Origin of the sequence: Enterobacter sp. RHBSTW-00994 (assembly GCF_013782625.1) — a bacterium.
Taxonomy (GTDB): Bacteria; Pseudomonadota; Gammaproteobacteria; order Enterobacterales; family Enterobacteriaceae; genus Enterobacter.
In genome coordinates this window covers 3,940,933-3,965,802 of record NZ_CP056199.1, presented here as the reverse complement: position 1 = coordinate 3,965,802, position 24,870 = coordinate 3,940,933, and the positions used below count along the sequence as shown (strand labels likewise).

Below are 24,870 nucleotides of genomic sequence, written 5' to 3'. Positions count from 1 at the left end.
ATAAAAATGCAGAACAATAAAAACCTCGAATATCGGGTGGACTATATACCACTGGGTGGCCGTCTCTTTGCCGGTTTTGTCAGGTGTGATAATGGCAAATGGGAAGGTAGCAGGCATGAAGTCACCGAACAGGCCCTGCTCGCTGTCGGAAAGAAGCTTCTGAGCGAGGGTAATGGAATGCAGATGCAACTGCCTGATGGGCGAGTGTTTCGTCTGTCAGCTGTCATCAGTGATTCGGATGAAGCGGAGGTGCATGTTGCTCAGTTTTAATCATCTGGCCACCATTATGTTGGTCGTTGTACCGCTTGCCCTCTCGGGTTGCAGTACGTCAAAAGAGGAAATGTTGCCGCCTGGCGACAGCACCATGCTTGAATTATGGAACGATGGTGCATCGGCAACTCATGCTACCAACGAGAGCAGAACAACACTTCGCCGGCCAGTTACAGACAGCGAACGTGAGATCAATCAGCAGGTCAGTAACAGCTACAGCCGCACCCAGGAAAATGAAATTCAGCAGACGTTTCCGCGTCTGCCAAATCCTGACATGGTCATGTATGTTTTCCCGCATCTGGCTGGCGGGAACACGCCGGTTCCAGGCTACAGCACCGTCTTTCCTTTCTACAGCCAGGTACAGTATGCGTTGCCTGGTGAGCGAACGGAGGATCTCTGATGGCTTTCCCTCTATTTAGCCGACGTCGAGCGTCTCAGGATGCTCATCAGTACGGTAACGGTCCGTTTTCCGTCAGTGGGTATGAACCGCTTACCCGGGAAGGGCAGCTGACTCATTCAGATGAAGCGCGTCTGTATTCCACTGCACCTTCCATTATCGATCATGTTCCCTGGGGCGAGTATTTGCCAGAGCATGAATGTATTCTGCTTGACGATGGCGTATCCGTTGGGGCCGTGTATGAGATTATCCCTGTGGGCACTGAAGGACGCCCGGAAACACGTCTGGACGAGATCTGCAATATTGCTGAGAACGCCCTACAGGACAGTCTCCCTGAACTGGATGATCATCAATGGGTGGTACAGTTTTTCTGCCAGGATGACTCTGATCTCTCTACTTATATGGATACTATCAGAGGCTATGTCAGGCCAAGAGCTCAGGGAACCGAATTCACTAAAGCCTGGCTGGCGGAACAGGAGCGCCACCTTGAAAATGTGGCGGTGGAACAGGGGCTGTTTGTAGACGAGGCTGTCACAGGGGCCGCCTGGAGAGGGCAAATTCGCAGAACGCGCATGGTGGTTTACCGTTGGGTCGAGACGCCATATCGTGACCCCATGCCACCGGAGGTGCTGCTGAAACAGGTCTGCGATCGTCTGACTGCAGCACTGAGCGGTGCCGGTATCCGGTGCGAAAAGCAGAACGGCGAGCAAATCCATAGTTGGCTGTTGCGTTGGTTCAACCCGGCGCCGGCGTGGGTCGATAAGAAAACATTGTATCGTTGCGCAAAACACTCCGATCATGCACCGGGTGATCTGCCTCTTCTGAATGATTTCAGCGAAAGCCTCTGGTTTACCCGTCCGCGAAGTGATGCCGAAAGCGGTGTGTGGTGGTTTGATGATGTGGCACATAAAGCTGTTCCGGTTGCCCGCCTGCGTACTGCACCTTCCACCGGTCATCTGACGGGGGAGGTTAAACGTGGTGATAATGTGAATGCCATTATGGATCTGCTTCCGGAAGGGACAGTTCTGGCCATGACCCTGGTGGTTCAGCCTCAGGACAAACTCGAAGAAAGTTTTGCGAGCCTGAGCCGCAATTCAATGGGGGAGAATGTTGATTCCCTGCGTGCTCGTGAAGACGCTGCTACAGCGCGTAATTTCCTGGGAAACAAACACAAACTTTACCGTGCGGCTATCACACTGCTTATCAAGGCTCAGGATAAGGAAACACTCGATAAACGGTATCTTGATCTCAGCAGTAAATTACTGAACTGTGGGATGGAACCGATAAATCCAGAACACGATATTGGTCCTCTCAGCAGTTATATGCGTGCGTTACCCATGTGCTTTAACCCTCAAATGGATAAACACAACTGGTACACGCGCCTTATGTTTGTACAGCATTTTGCATGTCTCGCCCCTATTTATGGTCGTGACACCGGTACCGGTCACCCGGGGCTTACGTTCTGGAATCGTGGTGGTGGCCCCCTGTCCGTAGATCCACTTAATAAAAATGACCGTACCCAGAATGCACACCTGCTGCTGTTCGGGCCAACAGGTGCCGGTAAATCTGCCACTGCGCTCGATAAACTGGCTCAGATGGTGGCTATCTACCGCCCCCGTATATTTTTGCTGGAAGCGGGTAACAGCTTCGGTCTGTTTGGCGATTACTGTAATTCGCTGGGGCTCTCAGTGCACCGTGTCAGTATCAAGCCTGGTAAGGTTATTTCACTTGCTCCGTTTGGCGATTCACATCTGCTCATGCAGGCGAAACCTGAGACGCTAGTGACAAGCGAAGAGGCCCTCCCTGACATTGATGAAGATGATGAGGACAAGGACGAAGAACGTGACATTCTGGGTGAAATGGAGATTGCAGCGCGGTTGATGATCACCGGTGGTGAAGCAGCAGAAGAGGAGCGAATGACACGCGCCGACCGCGGTATGATTCGTGAGGCGATACTCATTGCGGCTCGTAAAGCGTTTGACGTAAACCGCCAGATGTTACCGGAAGATTTAATGTTCTCGCTTGAGAACATTGCCCGCGATGTCAGCATGGGAGAAGACGGCCGCGAGAAACGCACGCCAGCGCGACGTGCGCGAGCTGAAGAGATGGCAGAAGCATTACGCATGTTTACCGAAGGTTTTGAAGGGGAGTTGTTTAACCGTCCGGGCGCGCAATGGCCAGAGGCAGACGTGACTATTGTTGATTTAGGTACGCTGGCGCGTGAAGGCTATGAAGCTCAGATGGCCGTTGCTGTCATCTCGCTGCTTAATACGATTAACAATATCGCAGAAAGGGAACAGTTCAGCGATCGGGATATCATTGTGCCAATCGACGAAGCGCATATTGTAACTGCTAACCCGCTGTTGGGCCCGTATGCAACCAAAATTGTCAAAATGTGGCGTAAGCTCGGATCATGGCTATGGTTGTTCACACAGAACCTGGAGGATTTCCCTGACACTGCGAAAAAAATGCTCAATATGGCGGAGTGGTGGATATGCCTCGTTATGCCACCTGATGAAGTTGAACAAATAGCGCGATTTAAGACGCTCACAGAAGAGCAGAAGGCGATGCTGTTGTCCGCGACAAAACTTCCGAGAAAATACACAGAGGGAGTTATTTTGTCCCGTAAGGTACAGGCGTTGTTTCGTGCGGTCCCCCCCAGTTTGTACCTGGCGCTGGGAATGACTGAAAAAGAGGAAAAAGCCGAAAGACGGGCCATTATGAATGAATTAAATTGCTCGGAGCTTGAGGCCGCATTTCACGTTGCGCGCCGCCTCGATGAGAAACGTGGCATTGGTACTATTCAGGGGACAATATGAAAAAACTGACTATGGCGACGCCGATCGTTGTACCGGACAAGGCTTTTATTGCCTCTGTTATTTTTACCGTTCCGCCACAGGGTTCTGCCTCAGTCGGTGTGGCTGACAGTGAGTCGATTAAGCATCTGCAAGGGGAGATCGTTAAGAGACTGGAGCAGCCTGTATTGCTGTCGGTCTATCCTCACCGGGTTGGCCGGCGCAGCTGCGTTGCAGTCCACCTCAGCGACGTGCATGAGAAAACCCTGGATATCCTGATAACTGTTACCGGCAATACACTCTGGCCAGCAGAACAGGAGTACCGGTCGGGTATCCGATGGAATATCTGTGTACCCGATGCAACCGATATGCTCTGGGTTCTTAAGGAAATCGACAGGGTGACCTGTGACACCGGATGTGACTTATAACCCTCCGACCTTGCCAGACAGCGGTGTGTTTTCCGCTGTCTGGTAAGGGGGGAGGCTGCGGGTGCGGGCGGCAAAGAGCCCGCGTGTATTAAAGTTCCTGCATTTAAAAAATGACATTTCCAGCGATCTGAGATTTATGCTGACGTACAGATGATGAATTACCAGGGCAAGATTAATTATCATTTTTCACGTCAGAATTAATTACTGACCCCTCCTTAAAGAGAACGCACCCTGAATAGGTTTTTCACACTCAGGGAGTGTTTTTCATGAAAATGCCATTTTGCTGCCTGGCAGCACTGTTCCTTTCCGTCGGTGCCAGTGCCGGCACAGTGATATATACCGACTCCTCTCATGCCATAGCAGCAAATCCTGGTCCGGATGTCTCCGTTGTTGAGCTCGATGCGCCCGAACGTGCACAGGCGGACATTTTCGGTCAGTTATCTGCCGATCCCGTTCTTGCAGAACAACGTGCCCGGGCAGTGATCTCTTCCCCGAATTTCCGGCAGCAGCAACAACAACTGGCGGAAGCTTATGCGGGTGTCACTCATGCCTGGTCCCTCGGCCTGGAAAAATACCCGGCTGTGGTTTTTGATGACGTCTTTGTTGTCTACGGTACGACTGATGTCAACGAGGCAACCCGTCAGCTCGCTGCCTGGAAGGAGAAGAACCGATGAAATCTTTCTCCTTCCGCCCACGTCGACTGGCGATCGCCACATTGCTGGTTTGTTCCGGCACCATGGCCAGCGTCAATACAGCGAATCTTCTGGCCAGCGCGGCAAGTACAGACTGTATCAGCTGGCGTGTCAGTGGTATCTGCTACTGGTTATTGTGTACCCCATTTGGTTGCACGGTGAAAACCTCGGTGAAAGTGACACATTTCATTCCGGAGGCTGTGGTATCGGCTTACCTCAACCCCGGAGATAACCCCTGGACTGAAATGTCCACAGTTAGTAACGCCGCCAGCGGTGCTGAAGGTTCTCTGCTGGAAAGTGTGACGGGCGTGAGTACGGGGGGCGGTCGTCAGGAGATGAAAGCTCCCGGGGAACGTAAGCAGAACCTGCATTTCTATTACGGCGACGCCTATGGCCATCCAGCAACAAAAGTCATTGGCGGTATGGTGCCGGGCTATTCATGCGACAGTGCTGCCACTCCTTTCATGCCATATTTCAACAGCTCACTGGATGCTCTGGTCTGGCGAACGGGTGTCCCGGAGACCCTTTATCCCGAAGCACTCATCCCCGGGCAACGAGAAATCGGGGAAACCACATCCGGCAATATGTGGGGGAACGTTTATCCACGTAGCGGGTTTGTCACCCAGACAGACAGTTACAAATCAGCAGCGGTTGTAGTTCAGCGTGTCGCTGACGTCATTACCCGCTCCGGCCAGCTCCACGTCTACAACCCCCTTACGGGACAGAAGTCCCCGGGTTACTGGCCACCCGAGCCGGTAAAAGAAAATACCGGCACGAAAAACCACAAATGGCAGCGACTTTCGCCTCAGTTGTCCCAGACCTGTGCAGTGTTTCCCGACACCAATGGCCAGATTGCCCAGGACGGTAACTATGCCTGGGCATTGTGGCAACCGTACAGCTGCTGCAAACGTCGCGGCCAGACGTTCCTTTCCAGCACCGATTTCTCATAAAGGTTCAGAACATGAAAAAAGCAGGACTTTTACTGATTTTTGCCTCGCTGCCGGCAATGGCAGCTGATATCTCTTTGTCTTCATCGGGGGCGTCAGTTAGCGGTAACGCTATCAGCGATGGGCTCTTTTATTCTATTGGTGGCGGTTCGGTTATTTCACCCCCGCCTAGTCGTAACAATATGTCCAGGATAGGCATTAATGGTGGCCTTAGCAGTGATCTGATGTGTGGCAATTTCGACATCAAAACAACCGTTGGCAACCAGCTGAATGGTATTACCAGCGGGTTTAAGGATCTGATGGGGAATGTGATTCAGGGGGCGACCGGTGCTGTCATGAGTATGCCGGCAATGGCTATTCAGCGCGCAAACCCCGGGCTGTATGAAATGCTCACCAATGGCGTTCTGCAGGCCGGTTTGAGCTTTGATAAAGCGATGTTGAATTGTCAGAGCATGTCGAAGAAGCTGGCTGATTATACCATTGGCAATAAATGGCAGCAGGTAGCTGTCTCTGAAGAGTACAAAGATATTGTGGCCACAAGTGGCGGCGATGCGGTTTCCAGCGACCAGAAACTGCAAAAAGCAACTGGAGAGGAAGGTGTGACGTGGGTTGGTGGGCAGAAAAGAGGCGGCAAGGGGCAGCCCGCAATTCAGCCCACTCGGGATCTGGCCAAAGCTGGTTATAACATGATGAATAATTTGCCAGTGACCAGTAACAGCAGCGTCGGCTCCTCGATCTGCAATGGTACCGCATGCCAACGTTATAAATCTTCTGAAGAGGCCGCAGCGGCCGTTGTTAAAGTGCTTGGTGATCGCTCCATCAGGACTTGCCGGGAAACCAGTGAATGTACCAGTGGTGGAACCGATAACCAGCCGGGCAGTGCTGTCGCTGGTACTGGCTTTTCTCCCATCCTTGAGGATGCCACGAAAGAGAATCTGGAGCAGCTTAGTAAGCTGATTAGTGGTGAACTGCAGCCCACCACTGATAACCTTTCCGCACTGAAAACCGGCAGTCTGGTTGTCACCCGCGGGGTAATTCAGGCATTACGTGACGATCCGGACAAAGCGGCCCTGGTTCAGCGGCTTGCCGGCGAACTGGCGATGTCCGATACCGTTGAAACCGCGCTAACAATGCGCAGGATGCTCACCACCGGTGAATCCGAACCTAATGCTGCAGAGCAGCCGGAAGCCATTGCTGAGGGTGATCGCCGCATCGATGCCCTCGATCGCGAGCTGACGGCGCTGCGTAATGAGATGGAGTTACGCAAATCTATAAGCAATAACAGCCTGCTGACGGCACTGGAGCGGCAGGGGACAAGGAATCAGGATAACCGTCTGCAGCAGAAAGCCGGTAACGAGGACCAGGGCTTCAGCCAGATGGGCCAGTCTCAGTCTTCCGGAGCAAACTGATATGAGACTTTACCCGTTCAGCGGCCATATTGGCCGCATTCTCCTTATGGTGCTGCTCATTCTGTTGATGACGGCCTGCATGTTTGCTATCGCAGCGGTATTTATGGCTTACGACCCTGATGGCCACATCACACGGCGCTGGTTGCATGACAGCCGATGGGGACTGTTTGCCTGGCGACTGGTTCTTTATGGCTGCCTTATTACCGCCTGGATATTGAAGGTACGCCCACAGGCATTAATCCGCTGGCCGGATGGGCGTCCGCGTCTTGTGCGTATGGAACTGATGGGGGTGTTGTTCCTGGTAGCCACGGAATATGTGGCCTGGACAAGCGCTGTGTAAGGAGAGGACGATGACCGCAAACAGTTTTCTGGAATATTTTCTCGTTCTCTTTGGCTGGGTAATGAACAATGCCATGTGGAGCATTCTCAGCAATACGGGCCTTTTTGCATTGCCACTGGTGGTCAGGGTTCTTGGCGTCTGGCTGAAAGTGAGGGAGGAGGGGGCTGACGAGGGGAACAAAGGGCTTCTTGCCCTTCCGCGAATCGAACATGCACTGTATGTGTCTTATCTTGTGATGCTCTTTTGCTGCATTCCACTGTTGCCGGTGGATATCAGCACGATCAAGTTCGACAGTTCGCGCGCTAAACAGTGCGGCGTCAGTGTGCCGACCCCACAGAATTCTGGCTACAAGGGGCTCGTTAATGATTTTGACGGTCGCACGGCCGAGGTTCCAGTATGGTGGTATCTCCTGCATATGATGTCGAAGGGCACAACGCAGGCAATGATTGCGTCAATCCCATGCGGTACGAATTTGCGACAGATGCGTTTTGACGTTCAGAACACGAAACTGCGTGATCCTGTGTTGCTGCAGGAGGTCCAGGAATTTGCAGATCAATGTTACTCGAGAGCATATTTCAGACTGAAAAACAGCAACAGTCAGCTCAGTGATGCCACCATCAACTCCGTGGGCTGGATAGGTAGCAGCTACTTCCTGAATACTTCCGGATATTATGACTACTACACGGCTATGACGCCACGTAGCCAGTGGCCTTACAACAGCAGCCGGGACAGTGGCTATCCGGATACTGGTGCAGGTGGATATCCAACATGTAAGACGTGGTGGTCCGATGGTACTTCCGGGCTTCGCAAACGAGTTCTGGCCAGCTTTAGTGATAACACACGTAAGGAGATGCAGCGCCAGTTCTCCGGACAGCAGTGGGAAGAAATCGCCCTACGCTGGCTTGTCAGCCCACGTAACGCAGATCTGTCCGGGGGCGGTACCACTTATGCTGTTGGCAGTAGCGATACAACCACCGGAGTAGTTGGTAATCTTACACGCCTTACCTCGTCTATTGGTGTAGGACTGAAACAGGCCGAGGCGTTACCTGGTTTTGATGCAATGAAGCAGGCACTGCCGATGATCCAGGCATTATTGCTGATGATGATAATCACGGTCATTCCTGCGTTAATGATGTTCAGCGCCTACGATCCGAAAACCATTTTTACTATCTCGTTCGCATTATTCGCTCTTCAGTTCATTACGTTCTGGTGGGAATTGGCAGGCTGGCTTGATGACAGATTGATCACCATCCTCTATGACAATATGGCTGAGCAGGGGATTGCAAACAGCTCGGTGCCTTTCGCGGCTTTCTTTAGTTCAACGGCTGATGGATGGATTATGAACCTGGTACTGGGGATGATGTACCTGGTCTTTCCGATGTTTTGGGTTGGTATGCTGAGTTGGGCTGGAGCCCAATTAGGTTCAATGGCAAGCATGATTAGTAACTCTGCAAAAATGCCAATGCAAGCTGGTTCTGAAGCAGGAAAACAAGCACAAGGAATAGCTATTGATGCAGCTTCAGGTGGTATCAAAGGTGGAATAAAAAAGGCCTAAGTAAGTTATATTTCAAAACGAAAACGGTGGTTATTACCACCGTTTTATTTAAAATCTTCTTTGCGTTCCCAGCTATACCAAAGCCACGGCCTATTTTTTCTGAATTCGGTATCATCATAATTTTTCGGCGCTTTAGAAACTGCAGATGCTACAAAATTCAGTACACTACTCCCCAATGAATTGGTTGCGCTTGTTAGTGCAATTGGCTCAGGTTTTTTCCGCTTCAGCTTGGATTCATCACAAACGATATTGCGGCGTTTTGTGGTGAAGCGCGCAAAGGTGCTGCTCAGGTCATCTTTATTGAAACTGTCCTCGCTCATGGTAACGACTCCTCATTTCGTCTAATAAATAAGCTACTAAATATCCACTATACGCGCAAATTTTTTAGCGCTATTTAAGCCGCATATTCTTGTTTCAGGTTTTTAGAAAACCGACCGTTCCGTGGGGGGCAGGCGTAGCGCCTCCCGTACCTGATCGACCATGTCTATGAAATCCTCTTCCTTCTGCAGGGAAAAAAAGCCTGATGTACCTTAAACAGGGTCGCCAGATCGCGGCGTTCCGCCTCGATAAAGAGTGCAAACGCCAGGGATGGCCAGCCTGCTCTCGTTGCTGCTGGATTGTTCTCGTGTTGTTTAACTCCAGATCCGAAAAATGGAGTTTTTGGATCCAGAACAGCAAAGTGCGTGATATTTCCTGTTAATGCAAATATATATGTAATTTATATTAAATAATGTTAACAATGCCGAATAAGCATTAGTCAGAGATTATTATTAACAATTTATGCAATAAACGCCTTCATGCCCGCTCCGGATATAAAAGAACGTCACCAAAAGCGTCCTCCGGCCGTCGGATGCTGGGACGCCAGCTTCGTCACCTATACCAGCCCTGGACAGTTTCGGGTGATTGACAGGGCAGTAATGTTCAGTAAGCGCGACTGGATCATAATCCCGGAATGCCATTAGGATATTCTGAATAACGATATAGCCCTGCACGTGGGCAGGACTTAACAAAATATACATTGTATTCAGGTTCCGGTAACAATGCTTTCTTACACACAGGACTGTATATGCGGCTCAGAAAATTAAAACTGAAAAACTTCAGAGGCTACAGAAATACCACAGAAATCATTATCGATGAGTGCATGACGGGCATTGTCGGCCGAAATGACTTCGGGAAATCAACGCTTCTGGAAGCGCTGGCTATTTTTTTTGAAACAGAAGGAATGAAGGCAGACAAGAATGACATGAACTGTTTCAGCCTGAGAGAAGGGGAGGGCCGTTTTGAAATAGCCTGTGAATTCGATGAATTACCCGATTTTATCATGATCGATGACAGGGTGCAGACCACTCTTGCCTTCGAACATCTGCTGAATAAAGACGGCAATTTTGAAATCGTCAAATCGTTTAAAGCAACGACCTCAGGAAAACCGGAGCAGACCTGCATCCGCTGCATCCACCCGGATGAGGAACCCCTGAGAAATTTACTGGGCATGAAAATTTCCGACCTCAGGGCGGCGGGAAAAGATGTGGAAAAAAATGTGGCAGATAAACGCACTGCATCGTTATGGCGTCAGGCCATCAGGGAAGCCGCAGCCCCCTATACCTGTTCGGAAATTCTGCTGGATGTCGATAAAGAGTTCGGAACCGATACAAAATCATTATGGGGTAAGATCCTCGACTTGCTGCCCACGTATGCGATTTTCAAAGCCGACAGGGAAAGCAGCGACGGGGATTCCGAAGCCAAAAACCCCTTACAGCAGGCCGTAAAAGACGCTCAGGCTGGGCTGCAGGACAAAATTACAGCGCTGGAAAATGAGATTCAGGACAGTGTACTTGATGTCGCACAGAGAACGCTGGATAAATTACGTGAAATGGCACCCGAACTCGCCAGTGAACTAACTCCACGATTTAAGGAGAAACCCAAGTGGACCTTCAATTTCACCCTTGATGGGGAAAATGGTATCCCCATCAATAAGCGAGGTAGTGGGATAAGAAGGCTTATCTTGCTGAATTTTTTCAGGGCTGAGGCTGAGAAGAATGTTGCGGGGACGCCCAGAAATGTGATTTATGCCATAGAGGAGCCTGAAACTTCACAGCATCCGAACTATCAGATGATGCTGATGAAAGCGTTACTGGCACTGGCAGGCCAGCCGCACCGTCAAATTATCGTCACCACCCATGTCCCGGCGCTGGCCGGATTGATCCCTGTCGAAGGCGTACGTTATGTCACCAGAAATGAGACGGGTGAACCCGTTGTAAAAATGCCGGATGACGATGTGCTGAAGGAAGCAACTGAAAGCCTGGGGGTGTTGCCAGAGACTGGTATGGAAAGGGCTAAAGGCATTGTTCTGGTAGAAGGAAAGTCGGATGTCACTTTCCTGAGGCATGCGGCCAGTTCATTTAAACAATCAGGTGTGCTGCCAGCCTCTCTTGAGGACGTGAAAATTGTGCCAGTCCTCATAGGAGGATGCGGGAGCGTCAAACACTGGGTTACCTTAAATCTGGCCAACGATCTGGGGCTTCCCTGGTGCGTATTTCTGGACTCCGATATTGGGGGAGACCCTGCACAGGTTCTGTCCATTCAGAAACGTAAAAAAGAAGTGGAGGAAGCCGGTAAGGTATTCTTCGCCACGCGCAAACGTGAAATAGAGAACTATCTCTGCCCGGATCTGATCGAAGAAATTACCGGTGTAGCAGTCACGTTTACGGACACCTGTGACGCTAAAAAAATAATCGGCCGGGCTGTGGGAATGAAACCCGATAATGTGCTTGATAAATTCTGGCCCCAGATGACAGCGGAAAGAATAATCTCAAGATCAACCTATCATGACGGAACGCAGGAAAGAATTGAACTGATTGAGATCCTGAGCGACATTATTTCCATGACGAGATAATGTGTTAAAATAATCGCAGCTGCATATATTCCGGTCCACAGCAAAGGACCGGAGTATAGAATATAAAAAACCCGAAATTAATCGGGTTTTAATTATTTAACGTTTAACAGGATCCCGTGCCCGGGAGTGATTTAAAATTACGCTTATCATGGCGTTTTTGCAATCTTTATTTTTGACTGCCAAGCCATTTATTCATCTGCTCGATTTCACCTTTCTGAGCTTTAATGATGTCCTGCGCAAGCTTTCTCATTTCGGGATCTTTTCCGTATTTAAGCTCGGTCTCAGCCATTGCTATTGCTCCTTCATGGTGTGCGATCATACCTTTTGCAAAAGCCTTGTCGGGATCGGACTCTTTTACAGCGGCCATCATTTTGTCATGCATACCTTTCATGCCGGACATATATTCCTGTGACGATGCCGATGAGGATATATCTGACATTTTCATTTCTGAATGTTCTGCGGAAATCGCTGGCAGGGATAACATCAGTATAACAAAAAGCGAATTTGTGATTTTCATATAATAAACCCTTTCAGATGGTTACCGGATAAGTTTAGCTGAGTCAGACAAAAAAGCCCCCTGAAGGGGGCAAAAAATAACAACATATCCGTATAAGGGACAATCTATCAAGGAAAGGGTAACCGCACGGAAACTTCAGTTGTCATCAGCCCGCATTGATCATGCGGCGGTGTGCATCAGCCATAGCCTGATGGGGGTCGGACTGACCGTTATTCGTAAATTCATGGGCAACAGCTGCTCTTTCATGTTCATTCATCGCCGCAAACGAAGTCGCCGGACGGGAAGCGTTAACGGTGCCAGTTCCCATCATCTTCTGATGACTTTCCGCCATTTTTTTATGTGCATCTGCTGAACCATTGTTCATGGTTTCATGAACAATAATAGCCTGTTCATGCTGATCCATACCGGCCATCCGTGGAGCTGCCCCCTGGATGGCGGCTGGAGTTGAAGAAGACTGCATCTGATGGGCCGGAGCCTGAGCATTATTGACACGCTCATGGATATTTACAGTTTCAGTGGCCCAGGCCGTAGAAATTAAGCTCAAACCTAACACTGATGCTAAGACGATATTTTTCATGGTAACTCTCCATTTCTGAATTAGTGATGTCCGTGAATTTCGATCTGTGTCCTCAGTAGTACAACTGACAACTCTACAGACCTTATTCCGCCGGGATGAGGCTTTAATACAACTCCTGGCTTGTGCTGATGCCGTGTATGGATGAAGTAATAATGCCTTCCTGATAAGTTGCACTAATTATATCGAATGGCTTCTGTTTGCTGCATGACAGGCTAATGACATCTTTGTCATTTAAATCTTTATTCTCAGTACTGGGTTTCCGGAATCATTTTCTCCAGTCTGGGCACGGATAGGATAAAACGAGTTGAACGTACGTCCGATTCCACCTGCACTCTTCCGTGATGTGCTTCCACGATGGACTTCACAATCGCAAGGCCGATGCCGCTGCCTTCTCCTTTTCGTTGTCTGGACGGATCCACCCGATAAAAACGGTCAAACAGCCTTGATAAATGCTCTTCAGGGATTGGTTTCCCCGGATTTTCAATCACAAGGTCAAAAAAGCTCTCCTGCTCTCTTATTGAGACGGTGATTGCCTGTCCCTCCGGGGTATAACGCAGGGCATTGGATAACAGATTATTGATCGCCCTTCTGAACATTTGTGGATCTCCCTCAACCAGGCAGGGCATCCCGTTAAATTTGAGCGTGATATTGCGTTCTTCGGCCCAGGCTTCGAAAAACTCGAAGACTTTCATGACTTCCGCTCTGAGGTCAAACATGACCCTGTCAGGTATCAGCTGATTATTATCTGCCTGTGCCAGGAACAGCATATCGCTGACCATTTTGGTCATCCGGTTATACTCTTCAAGACTGGAATAGAGGACATCCTCAAGTTCCCTCTGTGTTCGATCCTGACTCAGTGCGATTTCAGTCTGCGTCACCAGATTGGTGATGGGCGTTCTGATCTCATGCGCGATATCGGCAGAGAAATTGGCCTGGCGGGTAAAGACATCCTCAATCTTTCCAATCATATGATTGAACGAGATAACCAGTTGCTCCAGCTCAATGGGAACGCGTGTCGGTTCCAGTCGCGCATCAAGATTCTCGGAGGTGATGTTTTTAATGGCATTGCTGACATTACGAAGGGGCAGGTGCCCCTGACGGACAGCGATTCGAATGATCAGAACAATCAACAGGCTTATCACGACGGCAATCGCAATCAGGTTCTTTTTCAGCGCATCGAGGTAATGGAGATGGAAATTAATGGATAGGCCAGTCAGCATGACATAGTTCTGCTGTTTGCCCTGAAATATCGCCTGACCAGAGGAGGCGATAATCCTGTATGTTTCCATCTTCATTTCGGACCCGGTATCCATCGGTCCCGCAGGATCCTCCACCGTCCAGAGAAAGACATCCCGTGCGCGGCTGTGCTCGCTAAAATCTGCTGAATTCACTGCCGGGCGTAGTGCCGCCCCCTGAGCTGAGCTAAAGAGCACTTCCCCCCTGGGATTGAGGAGCAAAAGGGCAACGTTGCGGTAGCTGGCAATTGATTCCTTTATTTTGCTTATTTTTTTATCATCCGGATCCACCGGGGACTGCAGTATACGGTTCAGTGTGGTGCTGATTTGTTGAAGATCGCTGACATCCTGCTCGGCAAAATGATTTTCAACAGAATGCAGCATAAACCAGGTGAAGGCGATAAAAGCCAGTATCGTGGACAGGCTGATAAAAAAGGTCAGCCGCAGAGCGAGTGAGAAAGGGCGTCTGGAAGGTTTGCTATGCATCCGGGACCTCCAGCATGTAGCCCACGCCCCGGACTGTCTGGATCAGCTTTGTCCCGTAATCGTTGTCTATTTTAGCGCGGAGTCGCTTTACTGCGACATCGATCGCATTAGTGTCGCTGTCAAAATTCATGTCCCAGACCTGAGAGGCAATCAGGGAGCGGGGAAGAACCTCTCCCTGATGGCGAATGAAGAATTCCAGCAGGCTGAACTCTTTACTGGTGAGCACAATGCGGTTTCCGGCGCGACTGACTTTTCTGGATACGAGATCAATCGAGAGGTCAGCCACCCTAAACTGGCTTTCCGTGATCATCGTGTTTCCCCGCCTCAGAAGGGTTCTCACCCGGGCGAGCAGTTCGGCAAACGCAAAGGGTTTAACCAGATAATCGTCCGCACCCAGTTCCAGTCCTTTGACCCTATGTTCGATCGTGCCGAGGGCTGTCAGCAGTAAGACCGGCATACCCTTTCCGGCAGTGCGCAGCATGCGGATGATATCCCAGCCGTTCACATCAGGTAGCATGATATCCAGAATGACTAAATCATACTCGGCTGTCATGGCGAGATGATATCCGGTAAGACCATTATCAGCGTGATCCACTACGAACCCTGCCTCTGTAAGCCCTTTGCTGAGATATTCACCTGTTTTAATTTCGTCTTCGACGATCAATATTTTCATCTTGCTCCCCGGCTGGCTGCTAATGTCATTCTATTGCGCCCACGATCGTTATCAACGGATTACAGCAAAAATGACAACATTGTCATTATCCTGTCACCCGGCAAACAGAGAGCGTTAGGTAAAGTACCCCTATCAATACTCTGGACTTCATTTGAACCATTTACCAGGTCTGCCTGGACGAGAAGCGTTATGTTCAAATTAAAATTACTCAGCATTAGCACGATATTCATCCTGGCAGGCTGCGTGTCGCTTGCGCCTGAATATCAGCGGCCCGCAGCACCGGTACCCCAGCAGTTTTCACTGTCCCATAACAGCCTGACGCCAGCGGTAAATGGCTATCAGGATACGGGCTGGCGTAACTTTTTTGTCGATCCCCAGGTTACCCGGTTGATCGGTGAAGCTCTGACTAATAACCGTGATTTGAGAATGGCTGCCCTGAAGGTTGAAGAGGCCCGGGCCCAGTTCAACGTCACGGATGCAGATCGTTATCCCCAACTGAATGCCTCATCCGGGATCACATACAGCGGTGGTCTGAAAGGTGACAAGCCGACCACACAGGAGTACGACGCGGGTCTGGAGCTCAACTATGAGCTCGATTTTTTTGGCAAACTTAAGAACATGAGTGAGGCTGATCGCCAGAACTACTTTGCCAGCGAAGAAGCCCGTCGTGCCGTACACATCCTGCTGGTCTCCAACGTTTCACAGAGCTATTTCAGCCAGCAACTGGCGTACGAACAACTCCGTATTGCGCGGGAAACGCTGAAAAATTATGAACAGTCTTATGCATTCGTTGAGCAACAACTGGTGACCGGGAGTACGAACGTTCTGGCGCTTGAACAGGCCAGGGGGCAAATCGAAAGTACCCGCGCCGAAATAGCCAAACGAGAAGGCGATCTGGCTCAGGCAAACAATGCCCTGCAACTGGTGCTGGGAACGTACCGCGCAGTTCCGTCAGAAAAAGGGATGAAAGGTGGTGAAATCGCGCCAGTAAAACTGCCCCCAAACCTGTCGTCACAAATTTTGCTGCAGCGACCGGATATTATGGAAGCGGAATATCAGCTGAAAGCGGCTGATGCCAATATTGGCGCAGCGCGAGCGGCCTTTTTCCCCTCCATTACCCTGACCAGTGGTCTTTCCGCAAGCAGTACGGAGCTGTCAAGCCTGTTTACGTCAGGAAGTGGAATGTGGAATTTTATCCCTAAAATTGAAATTCCTATTTTTAATGCTGGCAGGAATAAAGCCAATCTGAAGCTGGCTGAAATTCGCCAGCAACAATCGGTGGTTAATTACGAACAAAAAATTCAGTCAGCCTTTAAGGATGTTTCCGACACGCTTGCGCTGCGCGACAGCCTTAGCCAGCAACTTGAGTCACAGCAGCGTTATCTTGATTCACTTCAGATAACTCTCCAGCGTGCCAGAGGATTATATGCAAGTGGTGCTGTCAGTTACATCGAAGTGCTGGATGCAGAACGTTCCCTCTTCGCTACGCAGCAAACCATTCTCGATCTTACCTATTCCCGACAGGTTAACGAAATTAATCTGTTTACCGCGCTGGGTGGCGGTTGGGTAGAGTAAATTTATTTAATTAATCAGGAAATTAAAAATGCGTAATTCACTTAAAGCCGTTTTATTTGGTGCCTTCTCTGTCATGTTTTCTGCCGGTCTTCATGCTGAAACACATCAGCATGGCGATATGAATGCTGCCAGTGATGCTTCGGTACAGCAGGTTATCAAGGGCACCGGTATCGTTAAAGAAATTGATATGAATAGTAAAAAGATCACCATTTCGCACGAAGCAATCCCGGCGGTGGGCTGGCCTGCAATGACCATGCGCTTCACTTTTGTTAATGCAGACGACGCTATCAATGCCCTGAAAACCGGCAACCATGTCGATTTCTCGTTTATTCAGCAGGGCAATATCTCCTTACTCAAAAGCATTAACGTTACGCAATCCTGATTGACACTCCGGAGCGAATACATCCAGTGCGCCTGAACATTCATTATGGGATTACTGTGAATGAATGATCGGGCGCATATGCCAGGTGTTTTGATTTTTCAGCGAGAAATTGTATGGCTTCTTTAAAGATAAAATATGCTGCAATAATTATCAGCAGCCTCATAGCAGGAGGGCTGATATCGGTTACTGCCTGGCAGTATGTAAACTCATCACAAAAAACAGTACAAACCGAACAAAAGGCACCGGAGCGAAAGGTACTTTTCTGGTATGACCCGATGAAACCGGATACCAAATTTGATAAACCCGGAAAATCTCCCTTTATGGATATGGACCTGGTGCCAAAATATGCTGATGAAAGCGGCGATAAAAGCAGTGGCGGGATCCGTATCGATCCAACGCAGGTTCAGAATCTGGGATTAAAAACGCAAAAAGTCACGCGAGGAATGCTGAATTATTCTCAGACAATCCCGGCTAATGTCAGTTACAACGAGTATCAGTTTGTCATTGTGCAGGCGCGCTCTGACGGTTTCGTCGAAAAAGTGTATCCCCTGACGATTGGCGATCATGTGAAGAAAGGCACTCCGCTTATCGATATCACCATTCCTGAATGGGTTGAGGCACAAAGTGAGTTCCTGCTGTTATCCGGTACAGGCGGTACGTCAACCCAGATAAAAGGGGTTCTGGAGCGACTTCGTCTGGCTGGTATGCCGGAAGAGGATATTCAAAGGCTGCGTTCAACCCGCACAATCCAGACCCGTTTTACCATTAAAGCACCTATTGATGGTGTCATTACTGCGTTTGACCTGCGCACCGGAATGAATATTTCGAAAGATAAAGTAGTGGCTCAGATTCAGGGGATGGACCCGGTCTGGATCAGCGCTGCAGTGCCAGAATCTATCGCATATCTGCTGAAAGATACGTCGCAGTTTGAAATTTCGGTACCGGCTTATCCGGATAAAACATTCCATGTCGAAAAATGGAACATTCTTCCCAGCGTGGATCAGACAACCCGTACGCTTCAGGTCCGTCTCCAGGTTTCTAATAAGGATGAGTTTCTCAAGCCGGGCATGAATGCCTATCTGAAACTGAATACCAAGAGCCAGGAGATGCTGCTGATACCAAGCCAGGCCGTTATCGATACCGGCAAAGAACAGCGCGTGATTACTGTTGATGATGAAGGCAAGTTTGTGCCGAAACAGATCCACGTTCTGCATGAATCACAGCAACAGTCCGGCATCGGTTCCGGCCTGAATGAAGGCGATACCGTGGTGGTCAGTGGCCTGTTCCTCATTGACTCCGAAGCCAATATTACGGGCGCGCTGGAACGTATGCGCCACCCTGAAAAAACAGAAAGCAGTATGCCAGCAATGTCTGACCAGCCTGTAAATATGCATTCAGGGCACTGAGGAGACGACGATGATTGAATGGATTATCCGGCGCTCTGTCGCCAACCGTTTCCTGGTCATGATGGGGGCCCTGTTTCTCAGCATCTGGGGTACATGGACGATTATTAACACGCCGGTCGATGCCTTGCCTGACCTGTCAGATGTGCAGGTCATTATCAAAACCAGCTATCCCGGCCAGGCCCCGCAGATTGTAGAAAACCAGGTCACCTATCCACTTACCACCACCATGCTGTCCGTACCTGGCGCAAAAACCGTGCGTGGTTTTTCACAGTTCGGGGATTCGTATGTGTATGTCATTTTTGAAGACGGCACCGATCTGTACTGGGCCCGTTCCCGCGTGCTGGAATATCTGAATCAGGTTCAGGGAAAACTGCCTGCCGGTGTGAGTTCTGAAATCGGTCCTGATGCCACGGGTGTGGGCTGGATTTTTGAATATGCCCTGGTCGATCGCAACGGAAAACACGACCTTTCAGAACTGCGCTCTCTGCAGGACTGGTTCCTGAAATTTGAGCTGAAAACCATCCCGAACGTGGCTGAGGTCGCTTCGGTTGGCGGCGTGGTGAAACAGTACCAGATTCAGGTCAATCCGGTAAAACTGTCCCAGTACGGTATCAGCCTGCCCGAAGTGAAACAGGCACTTGAATCGTCTAACCAGGAGGCCGGTGGCTCATCCGTTGAAATGGCCGAAGCGGAGTATATGGTCCGTGCCAGCGGTTATCTTCAGAGCATTGATGATTTTAATAACATCGTCCTGAAAACAGGTGAGAACGGCGTGCCGGTTTATCTGCGGGATGTTGCCCGCGTGCAGACCGGGCCCGAAATGAGGCGTGGTATTGCCGAGCTGAACGGCCAGGGAGAAGTCGCTGGCGGCGTGGTGATCCTGCGGTCGGGTAAAAATGCGCGCGACGTTATCACGGCAGTGAGGGATAAACTGGAGACGCTGAAGGCCAGCCTGCCGGAAGGCGTTGAAATCGTGACCACCTACGATCGCAGCCAGTTAATCGACCGGGCGATTGATAACCTCAGTTCCAAACTTCTGGAAGAGTTTATCGTGGTGGCCATCGTCTGTGCTCTGTTCCTGTGGCACGTACGTTCTGCCCTGGTGGCGATTATCTCTCTGCCGCTTGGCCTGTGTATCGCCTTTATCGTCATGCACTTCCAGGGACTGAACGCCAATATCATGTCGCTGGGAGGGATAGCGATTGCCGTCGGTGCGATGGTGGATGCCGCCATTGTGATGATTGAAAATGCGCACAAACGGCTTGAGGAGTGGGATCATCAGCATCCGGGTGAGCAGATTGACAACGCCACCCGCTGGAAGGTGATTACCGACGCCTCCGTGGAAGTGGGACCCGCGTTGTTCATTAGCCTGCTGATCATCACCCTGTCCTTTATTCCTATCTTTACCCTGGAAGGGCAGGAAGGTCGTCTGTTTGGCCCGCTGGCATTCACGAAAACGTACTCCATGGCGGGAGCGGCCGCACTGGCCATCATCGTCATTCCTATTCTGATGGGATTCTGGATCCGGGGAAAAATTCCTGCCGAGACAAGTAACCCCCTGAACCGGGTGCTGATCAAAGCGTATCATCCTTTGCTGCTGCGGGTCCTCCACTGGCCAAAAACAACCCTGCTGGTTGCGGCCTTGTCCATTTTCACGGTTATCTGGCCACTGAGTCAGGTGGGCGGTGAATTTCTGCCGAAGATTAACGAGGGCGATCTGCTGTATATGCCGTCGACCTTGCCTGGCGTCTCTCCGGCAGAAGCTGCAGCGCTCCTGCAGACAACAGACAAGTTAATCAAAAGCGTTCCTGAAGTGGCTTCTGTATTTGGCAAGACCGGTAAAGCAGAGACCGCAACGGATTCCGCGCCGCTCGAAATGGTGGAAACCACGATCCAGCTCAAACCTGAGGATCAGTGGCGTCCCGGCATGACAATTGACAAGATTATTGATGAACTCGACAGGACAGTCCGTTTACCGGGTCTGGCAAACCTCTGGGTGCCGCCTATCCGTAACCGTATTGATATGCTCTCAACCGGGATCAAAAGCCCGATAGGTATCAAAGTGTCCGGGACTGTTCTGTCCGATATCGACGCGACGGCGCAGAGTATCGAGGCGGTAGCCAAAACCGTGCCTGGCGTGGTGTCTGTCCTGGCTGAGCGACTTGAGGGCGGGCGCTACATCGATATCGATATCAACCGGGAGAAAGCCTCCCGCTACGGGATGACGGTAGGTGATGTCCAGCTGTTCGTCTCTTCAGCAATCGGAGGTGCTATGGTGGGTGAGACGGTTGAAGGGGTGGCCCGGTACCCTATTAACATTCGCTACCCGCAGGATTACCGGAACAGTCCGCAGGCGCTGAAACAGATGCCGATCCTGACCCCGATGAAGCAGCAGATCACGCTGGGCGATGTCGCGGATATTAACGTCGTTTCTGGACCAACCATGCTGAAAACCGAAAATGCCCGGCCAGCCAGCTGGATTTATGTTGATGCCCGCGGCAGGGACATGGTGTCGGTGGTTAACGACATTAAGACGGCCATCAGCGAGAAAGTGAAACTGAGACCGGGAACCAGTGTGGCATTCTCCGGACAGTTTGAACTGCTTGAGCATGCCAACAAGAAACTGAAGCTGATGGTGCCGATGACGGTGATGATCATTTTCATCCTGTTGTATCTGGCATTCCGCCGGGTTGACGAAGCCCTGCTGATCCTGATGAGCCTGCCGTTCGCCCTGGTTGGCGGAATATGGTTCCTGTACTGGCAGGGCTTCCATATGTCAGTGGCGACCGGAACCGGGTTTATCGCCCTGGCCGGGGTGGCAGCAGAGTTTGGCGTGGTCATGCTGATGTATCTGCGTCATGCCATTGAAGCGCACCCGGAATTGTCCCGTAAAGAGACGTTCACACCGGAAGGTCTTGATGAAGCCCTCTATCATGGTGCCGTACTGCGTGTCCGGCCGAAAGCCATGACCGTGGCGGTGATCATTGCGGGTCTGCTGCCAATACTCTGGGGAACCGGCGCAGGTTCAGAAGTCATGAGCCGTATTGCTGCGCCAATGATTGGCGGGATGATCACGGCTCCGCTGCTGTCCCTGTTCATTATTCCTGCCGCCTACAAATTAATCTGGCTGCGCAGACATAAAAAAAGCGTGTCATAACCCTGAAAGGGCGCCCCCAGTGGGCGTCCTTCTGCACTGATTCACCCTGACGTCAGGGTTTATATCGATAATATACAGAGGTGAGTATGAAAAAAGTGGTTCTAATGGCCCTGGCTCTCGGCCTGTCACTGCCTGCAATGGCGAGTGAAAAAGTCATTGATATGTACAAATCTGAAAACTGTGGCTGTTGTTCCCTGTGGGGCAAGGCGATGGAAAAAGACGGGTTCGAAGTGCGAACTCACGTCATGAATGATCAGGCGCTGTCAGCCCTGAAAGAAAAGCATGCTGTTCCTGCTGGACTACGAAGTTGTCATACCGCGGTTGTAGGTAATTTGATCATTGAAGGCCATGTGCCTGCGGCAACGATACATAAGGCCATGCAGTCTGGTTCGGGTATATACGGTCTCGCCACCCCCGGTATGCCAGCAGGAAGTCCGGGAATGGAGATGGGGGCCCGAAAAGAGGCTTACGATGTTATCGCATTCTCACCGGAGGGCAGTAAAAAAGTCTTCCAGCGAATCGAATAGTCAGCGGAACGGCTGATAACGGGACGCCGGCAGCAGGCACTCTTATGCCGGCGGCATTCGTGGTAATCGCATCCATGACATATCCTGAAGACAGAAAATGCTTCAGATATGCATAAGGAGAGTTACTGTGAAAAATGACAATGCAGTGGAACATAACAACCAGACTGCTTCTGAGCAGACATCATCCCCGGACGAGAGTCACGCATTGCATAAGGTGAGAGATCCCGTGTGCGGGATGGTCATCCTGCCTGACAAGGCGCACAGCAGCATTCGATACCAGGACCATCAGCTTTATTTCTGCTCCGCCAGCTGTGAGAGCAAATTTAAAGCCCATCCCGATCATTATTTTACCGAAGATGCCAGTGAACATCACCATCACCACGACCACCATGAAGTCAGCCCTGATAAGATAAAACAGTCTCACCGCCAGGCGGAGAAAGAGATTTCTGAAGGTGTGTGGACATGTCCGATGCATCCGGAGATACGCCGTAGTGGTCCCGGAAGCTGTCCTGTCTGTGGAATGGCACTGGAGCCGCTCGTAGCTACGGCATCCACGGGGACGAGTGATGAACTTCGCGACATGACAAGACGCTTCTGGCTGGGGTTGTTGCTGGCGTTTCCGGTTCTGATACTCGAAATGGGTTCTCATCTGTTTCCCGCTTTGAGGAATACAGTACCGCCACAGTACAACACATGGCTGCAGTTACTTCTGGCCTCTCCTGTCGTTTTGTGGTGTGGCTGGCCATTCTTCGCCCGGGCCGGAATGTCGTTACGTAACCGCTCCCTGAATATGTTTACCCTTGTTGCAATGGGGACCGGCGTAGCCTGGGTTTACAGCGTCATTGCAACCGTCTTCCCCTCCTGGTTTCCTGCATCGTTCAGAAACATGGATGGCCTGGTGGCCATTTATTTTGAAGCCGCAGCTGTTATTACGGTGCTTGTTCTGCTGGGACAGGTCCTTGAATTGCGGGCAAGGGAACAAACCTCAGGTGCCATTACTGCGCTTCTTAACCTTGCCCCCAAAACCGCCAGGCGGCTGGATCAAGACGGTCATGAAACGGATATTAATGCGGAAGATGTCCTGCCTGGCGATAAGCTCCGCATCAGACCTGGAGAGAGTATTCCGGTCGACGGTATCGTGGTCGAAGGCAAAACAACCGTTGATGAATCGATGGTGACCGGGGAATCTATGCCTGTTACCAAAACGGAGGGTGACCCTGTCATCGGGGGGACCATTAATCAGACAGGTAGTCTTATCATCCGTGCAGAGAAAGTCGGTGATGAAACGATGCTCTCACGAATTGTTCAGATGGTCGCTGATGCACAGCGTTCGCGGGCCCCCATCCAGAGAATGGCTGACAGCGTTTCAGGCTGGTTTGTTCCTCTGGTGATACTTATCGCGGTTGTTGCTTTCATGATCTGGTCTGTCTGGGGGCCCGAGCCCAGGATGGCGCACGGTCTCATTGCGGCTGTGTCGGTCCTGATTATTGCCTGTCCCTGCGCGCTGGGGCTGGCCACGCCGATGTCGATAATGGTGGGGGTGGGCAAAGGAGCCCAGGCCGGGGTGTTAATCAGGAATGCCGAAGCCCTTGAGCGTCTTGAAAAAGTGGACACGCTGGTTGTCGACAAAACAGGCACGCTCACGGAAGGTTCGCCGACGGTGACAGGGATTATCAGTCTCAATCCGGGTGGGGAAGCATCTCTTTTACGTGTAGCGGCCGCAGTGGAAAAAGGCTCGCAGCATCCGCTGGGTATGGCTGTAGTCCGGGCAGCCCAGCACAGGGGGATCATGATACCCGCAGTCAGTGATTTCAATGCTCCGTCGGGGAAAGGTGTTTCAGGCGATGTTGAAGGTCAACGGGTTGTTATTGGTAATGAACTGGCTATGCAGGAAAACAGTATCGTTATTGATAATCAAAAGGCCGTTGCGGATACGTTGCGGATGGAAGGCGCTACCGTTATCTATGTGGCCACAGATGGGTACCTTGCAGGCCTGATAGCTATCTCGGATCCCGTGAAAGCAACCACGCCGGATGCGCTTAAAGCTTTGCGTCAGGCGGGGATCCGCATTGTTATGCTCACCGGGGATAACCAGCTTACTGCTGAAGCAGTCGCACGGAAACTGGGAATAGATGAGGTTGAAGCCGGGGTTCTGCCTGACGGCAAAAAAGCAGTGATAACCCGACTGAAAGCGTCTGGTCATGTGGTTGCGATGGCGGGGGACGGTGTAAATGATGCCCCGGCGCTGGCAGCGGCTGACGTGGGCATAGCCATGGGAACGGGTACAGATGTGGCAATTGAAAGTGCCGGAGTCACCCTTCTCAAAGGCGACCTGATGATACTGAACAGGGCCCGTCATCTGTCAGAGATCACCATGAAAAATATCCGACAGAATCTGTTTTTTGCATTTATCTACAACGCACTTGGCGTGCCTGTGGCTGCAGGTCTGCTTTATCCTGTGTATGGAATACTGCTGTCGCCAGTTATTGCGGCGGCGGCCATGGCTCTTTCCTCCGTCAGCGTCATTGTGAATGCGTTGCGTCTGAAAAGTGTCAGGCTCGGGAAATAACACTGAGTGAAGGGTCAGTTACGAACAGAAGGAGTCCAGT

Annotated in this window: 21 protein-coding genes; 16 read left to right on the top strand and 5 right to left on the bottom strand. The window is 50.8% G+C overall.

Features of this window, described 5'->3' with window-relative positions; genetic code table 11:
- Positions 1 to 6: 6 nt before the first annotated feature.
- The 9 genes from HV346_RS18935 to HV346_RS18895 all read left to right on the top strand — a co-directional run bounded on the left by HV346_RS18935 (position 7) and on the right by HV346_RS18895 (position 8,833).
- On the top strand, positions 7 to 270 hold the full coding sequence (locus tag HV346_RS18935; RefSeq protein WP_305955352.1) for a hypothetical protein: 264 nt from the start codon (positions 7 to 9) through the stop codon (positions 268 to 270).
- Positions 254 to 670 (top strand): TIGR03751 family conjugal transfer lipoprotein, encoded by a 417-nt coding sequence (locus tag HV346_RS18930; protein ID WP_000926982.1) that lies wholly within the window; start codon positions 254 to 256, stop codon positions 668 to 670. Before HV346_RS18935 ends, HV346_RS18930 begins: the two co-directional genes overlap by 17 nt.
- The gene (locus HV346_RS18925; protein ID WP_181620753.1) at positions 670 to 3,486 is read left to right on the top strand and encodes a conjugative transfer ATPase; all 2,817 of its coding nucleotides are present in this window, start codon (positions 670 to 672) and stop codon (positions 3,484 to 3,486) included. The genes HV346_RS18930 and HV346_RS18925 overlap by 1 nt, the downstream gene beginning before the upstream one ends.
- Positions 3,483 to 3,890 (top strand): hypothetical protein, encoded by a 408-nt coding sequence (locus HV346_RS18920; RefSeq protein ID WP_000737122.1) that lies wholly within the window; start codon positions 3,483 to 3,485, stop codon positions 3,888 to 3,890. The genes HV346_RS18925 and HV346_RS18920 overlap by 4 nt, the downstream gene beginning before the upstream one ends.
- Before the next feature lie 266 nt (positions 3,891 to 4,156).
- Entirely contained in the window at positions 4,157 to 4,564 is a 408-nt protein-coding gene (locus tag HV346_RS18915) for a TIGR03757 family integrating conjugative element protein (RefSeq protein WP_032676590.1), read from the top strand.
- Entirely contained in the window at positions 4,561 to 5,532 is a 972-nt protein-coding gene (locus HV346_RS18910; RefSeq protein WP_064373805.1) for a TIGR03756 family integrating conjugative element protein, read from the top strand. The genes HV346_RS18915 and HV346_RS18910 overlap by 4 nt, the downstream gene beginning before the upstream one ends.
- Positions 5,533 to 5,543: 11 nt before the next feature.
- On the top strand, positions 5,544 to 6,938 hold the full coding sequence (locus tag HV346_RS18905) for an integrating conjugative element protein (RefSeq protein WP_058799625.1): 1,395 nt from the start codon (positions 5,544 to 5,546) through the stop codon (positions 6,936 to 6,938).
- Between the two features lies 1 nt (position 6,939).
- Complete coding sequence (locus HV346_RS18900) at positions 6,940 to 7,278, top strand: hypothetical protein (RefSeq protein WP_058799624.1); 339 nt, start codon at positions 6,940 to 6,942, stop codon at positions 7,276 to 7,278.
- A gap of 10 nt (positions 7,279 to 7,288) precedes the next feature.
- Positions 7,289 to 8,833 carry a conjugal transfer protein TraG N-terminal domain-containing protein gene (locus HV346_RS18895; protein ID WP_058799623.1) on the top strand — a complete coding sequence of 515 codons (1,545 nt, stop codon included), beginning with the start codon at positions 7,289 to 7,291 and terminating at the stop codon, positions 8,831 to 8,833.
- A gap of 44 nt (positions 8,834 to 8,877) precedes the next feature.
- Here the strand turns inward: HV346_RS18895 and HV346_RS18890 are convergent, their stop codons facing one another.
- Positions 8,878 to 9,153: a hypothetical protein gene (locus HV346_RS18890; protein ID WP_007849143.1), complete on the bottom strand. Its 276-nt coding sequence runs from the start codon at positions 9,151 to 9,153 to the stop codon at positions 8,878 to 8,880.
- Between the two features lie 746 nt (positions 9,154 to 9,899).
- Between HV346_RS18890 and HV346_RS18885 the strand changes: the two genes are divergently transcribed.
- Positions 9,900 to 11,726 carry an AAA family ATPase gene (locus HV346_RS18885; RefSeq protein ID WP_007849142.1) on the top strand — a complete coding sequence of 609 codons (1,827 nt, stop codon included), beginning with the start codon at positions 9,900 to 9,902 and terminating at the stop codon, positions 11,724 to 11,726.
- A gap of 166 nt (positions 11,727 to 11,892) precedes the next feature.
- Here HV346_RS18885 and HV346_RS18880 read toward each other — a convergent pair whose 3' ends face one another.
- From HV346_RS18880 to silR, 4 genes are all read right to left on the bottom strand, one after another.
- Positions 11,893 to 12,243 carry a DUF305 domain-containing protein gene (locus HV346_RS18880; protein WP_007849140.1) on the bottom strand — a complete coding sequence of 117 codons (351 nt, stop codon included), beginning with the start codon at positions 12,241 to 12,243 and terminating at the stop codon, positions 11,893 to 11,895.
- Between the two features lie 145 nt (positions 12,244 to 12,388).
- Positions 12,389 to 12,820 (bottom strand): copper-binding protein, encoded by a 432-nt coding sequence (locus HV346_RS18875; protein ID WP_181620752.1) that lies wholly within the window; start codon positions 12,818 to 12,820, stop codon positions 12,389 to 12,391.
- A 245-nt stretch (positions 12,821 to 13,065) separates the two neighbouring features.
- Positions 13,066 to 14,541 (bottom strand): copper/silver sensor histidine kinase SilS, encoded by a 1,476-nt coding sequence (silS, locus tag HV346_RS18870; protein WP_007374412.1) that lies wholly within the window; start codon positions 14,539 to 14,541, stop codon positions 13,066 to 13,068.
- Positions 14,534 to 15,214: a copper/silver response regulator transcription factor SilR gene (silR, locus tag HV346_RS18865; protein ID WP_007374413.1), complete on the bottom strand. Its 681-nt coding sequence runs from the start codon at positions 15,212 to 15,214 to the stop codon at positions 14,534 to 14,536. The genes silS and silR overlap by 8 nt, the downstream gene beginning before the upstream one ends.
- A 189-nt stretch (positions 15,215 to 15,403) precedes the next feature.
- On the opposite strand from silR, the gene silC reads away from it, so the two are divergent.
- From silC to silP, 6 genes are all read left to right on the top strand, one after another.
- The gene (gene silC / locus HV346_RS18860) at positions 15,404 to 16,789 is read left to right on the top strand and encodes a Cu(+)/Ag(+) efflux RND transporter outer membrane channel SilC (RefSeq protein WP_181620751.1); all 1,386 of its coding nucleotides are present in this window, start codon (positions 15,404 to 15,406) and stop codon (positions 16,787 to 16,789) included.
- Between the two features lie 28 nt (positions 16,790 to 16,817).
- Positions 16,818 to 17,171, top strand: a complete 354-nt coding sequence (gene cusF / locus HV346_RS18855) for a cation efflux system protein CusF (RefSeq protein ID WP_004098961.1) — start codon at positions 16,818 to 16,820, stop codon at positions 17,169 to 17,171.
- Between the two features lie 113 nt (positions 17,172 to 17,284).
- Positions 17,285 to 18,577 (top strand): Cu(+)/Ag(+) efflux RND transporter periplasmic adaptor subunit SilB, encoded by a 1,293-nt coding sequence (gene silB / locus HV346_RS18850; RefSeq protein WP_004098959.1) that lies wholly within the window; start codon positions 17,285 to 17,287, stop codon positions 18,575 to 18,577.
- A gap of 10 nt (positions 18,578 to 18,587) precedes the next feature.
- Entirely contained in the window at positions 18,588 to 21,734 is a 3,147-nt protein-coding gene (gene silA / locus HV346_RS18845) for a Cu(+)/Ag(+) efflux RND transporter permease subunit SilA (protein ID WP_000574021.1), read from the top strand.
- An 86-nt stretch (positions 21,735 to 21,820) separates the two neighbouring features.
- Positions 21,821 to 22,261, top strand: coding sequence for a DUF411 domain-containing protein (locus HV346_RS18840; protein ID WP_002436620.1), 441 nt, complete (start codon positions 21,821 to 21,823; stop codon positions 22,259 to 22,261).
- Between the two features lie 97 nt (positions 22,262 to 22,358).
- Positions 22,359 to 24,830, top strand: coding sequence for an Ag(+)-translocating P-type ATPase SilP (silP, locus tag HV346_RS18835; protein ID WP_139153684.1), 2,472 nt, complete (start codon positions 22,359 to 22,361; stop codon positions 24,828 to 24,830).
- Positions 24,831 to 24,870 lie beyond the last annotated feature (40 nt).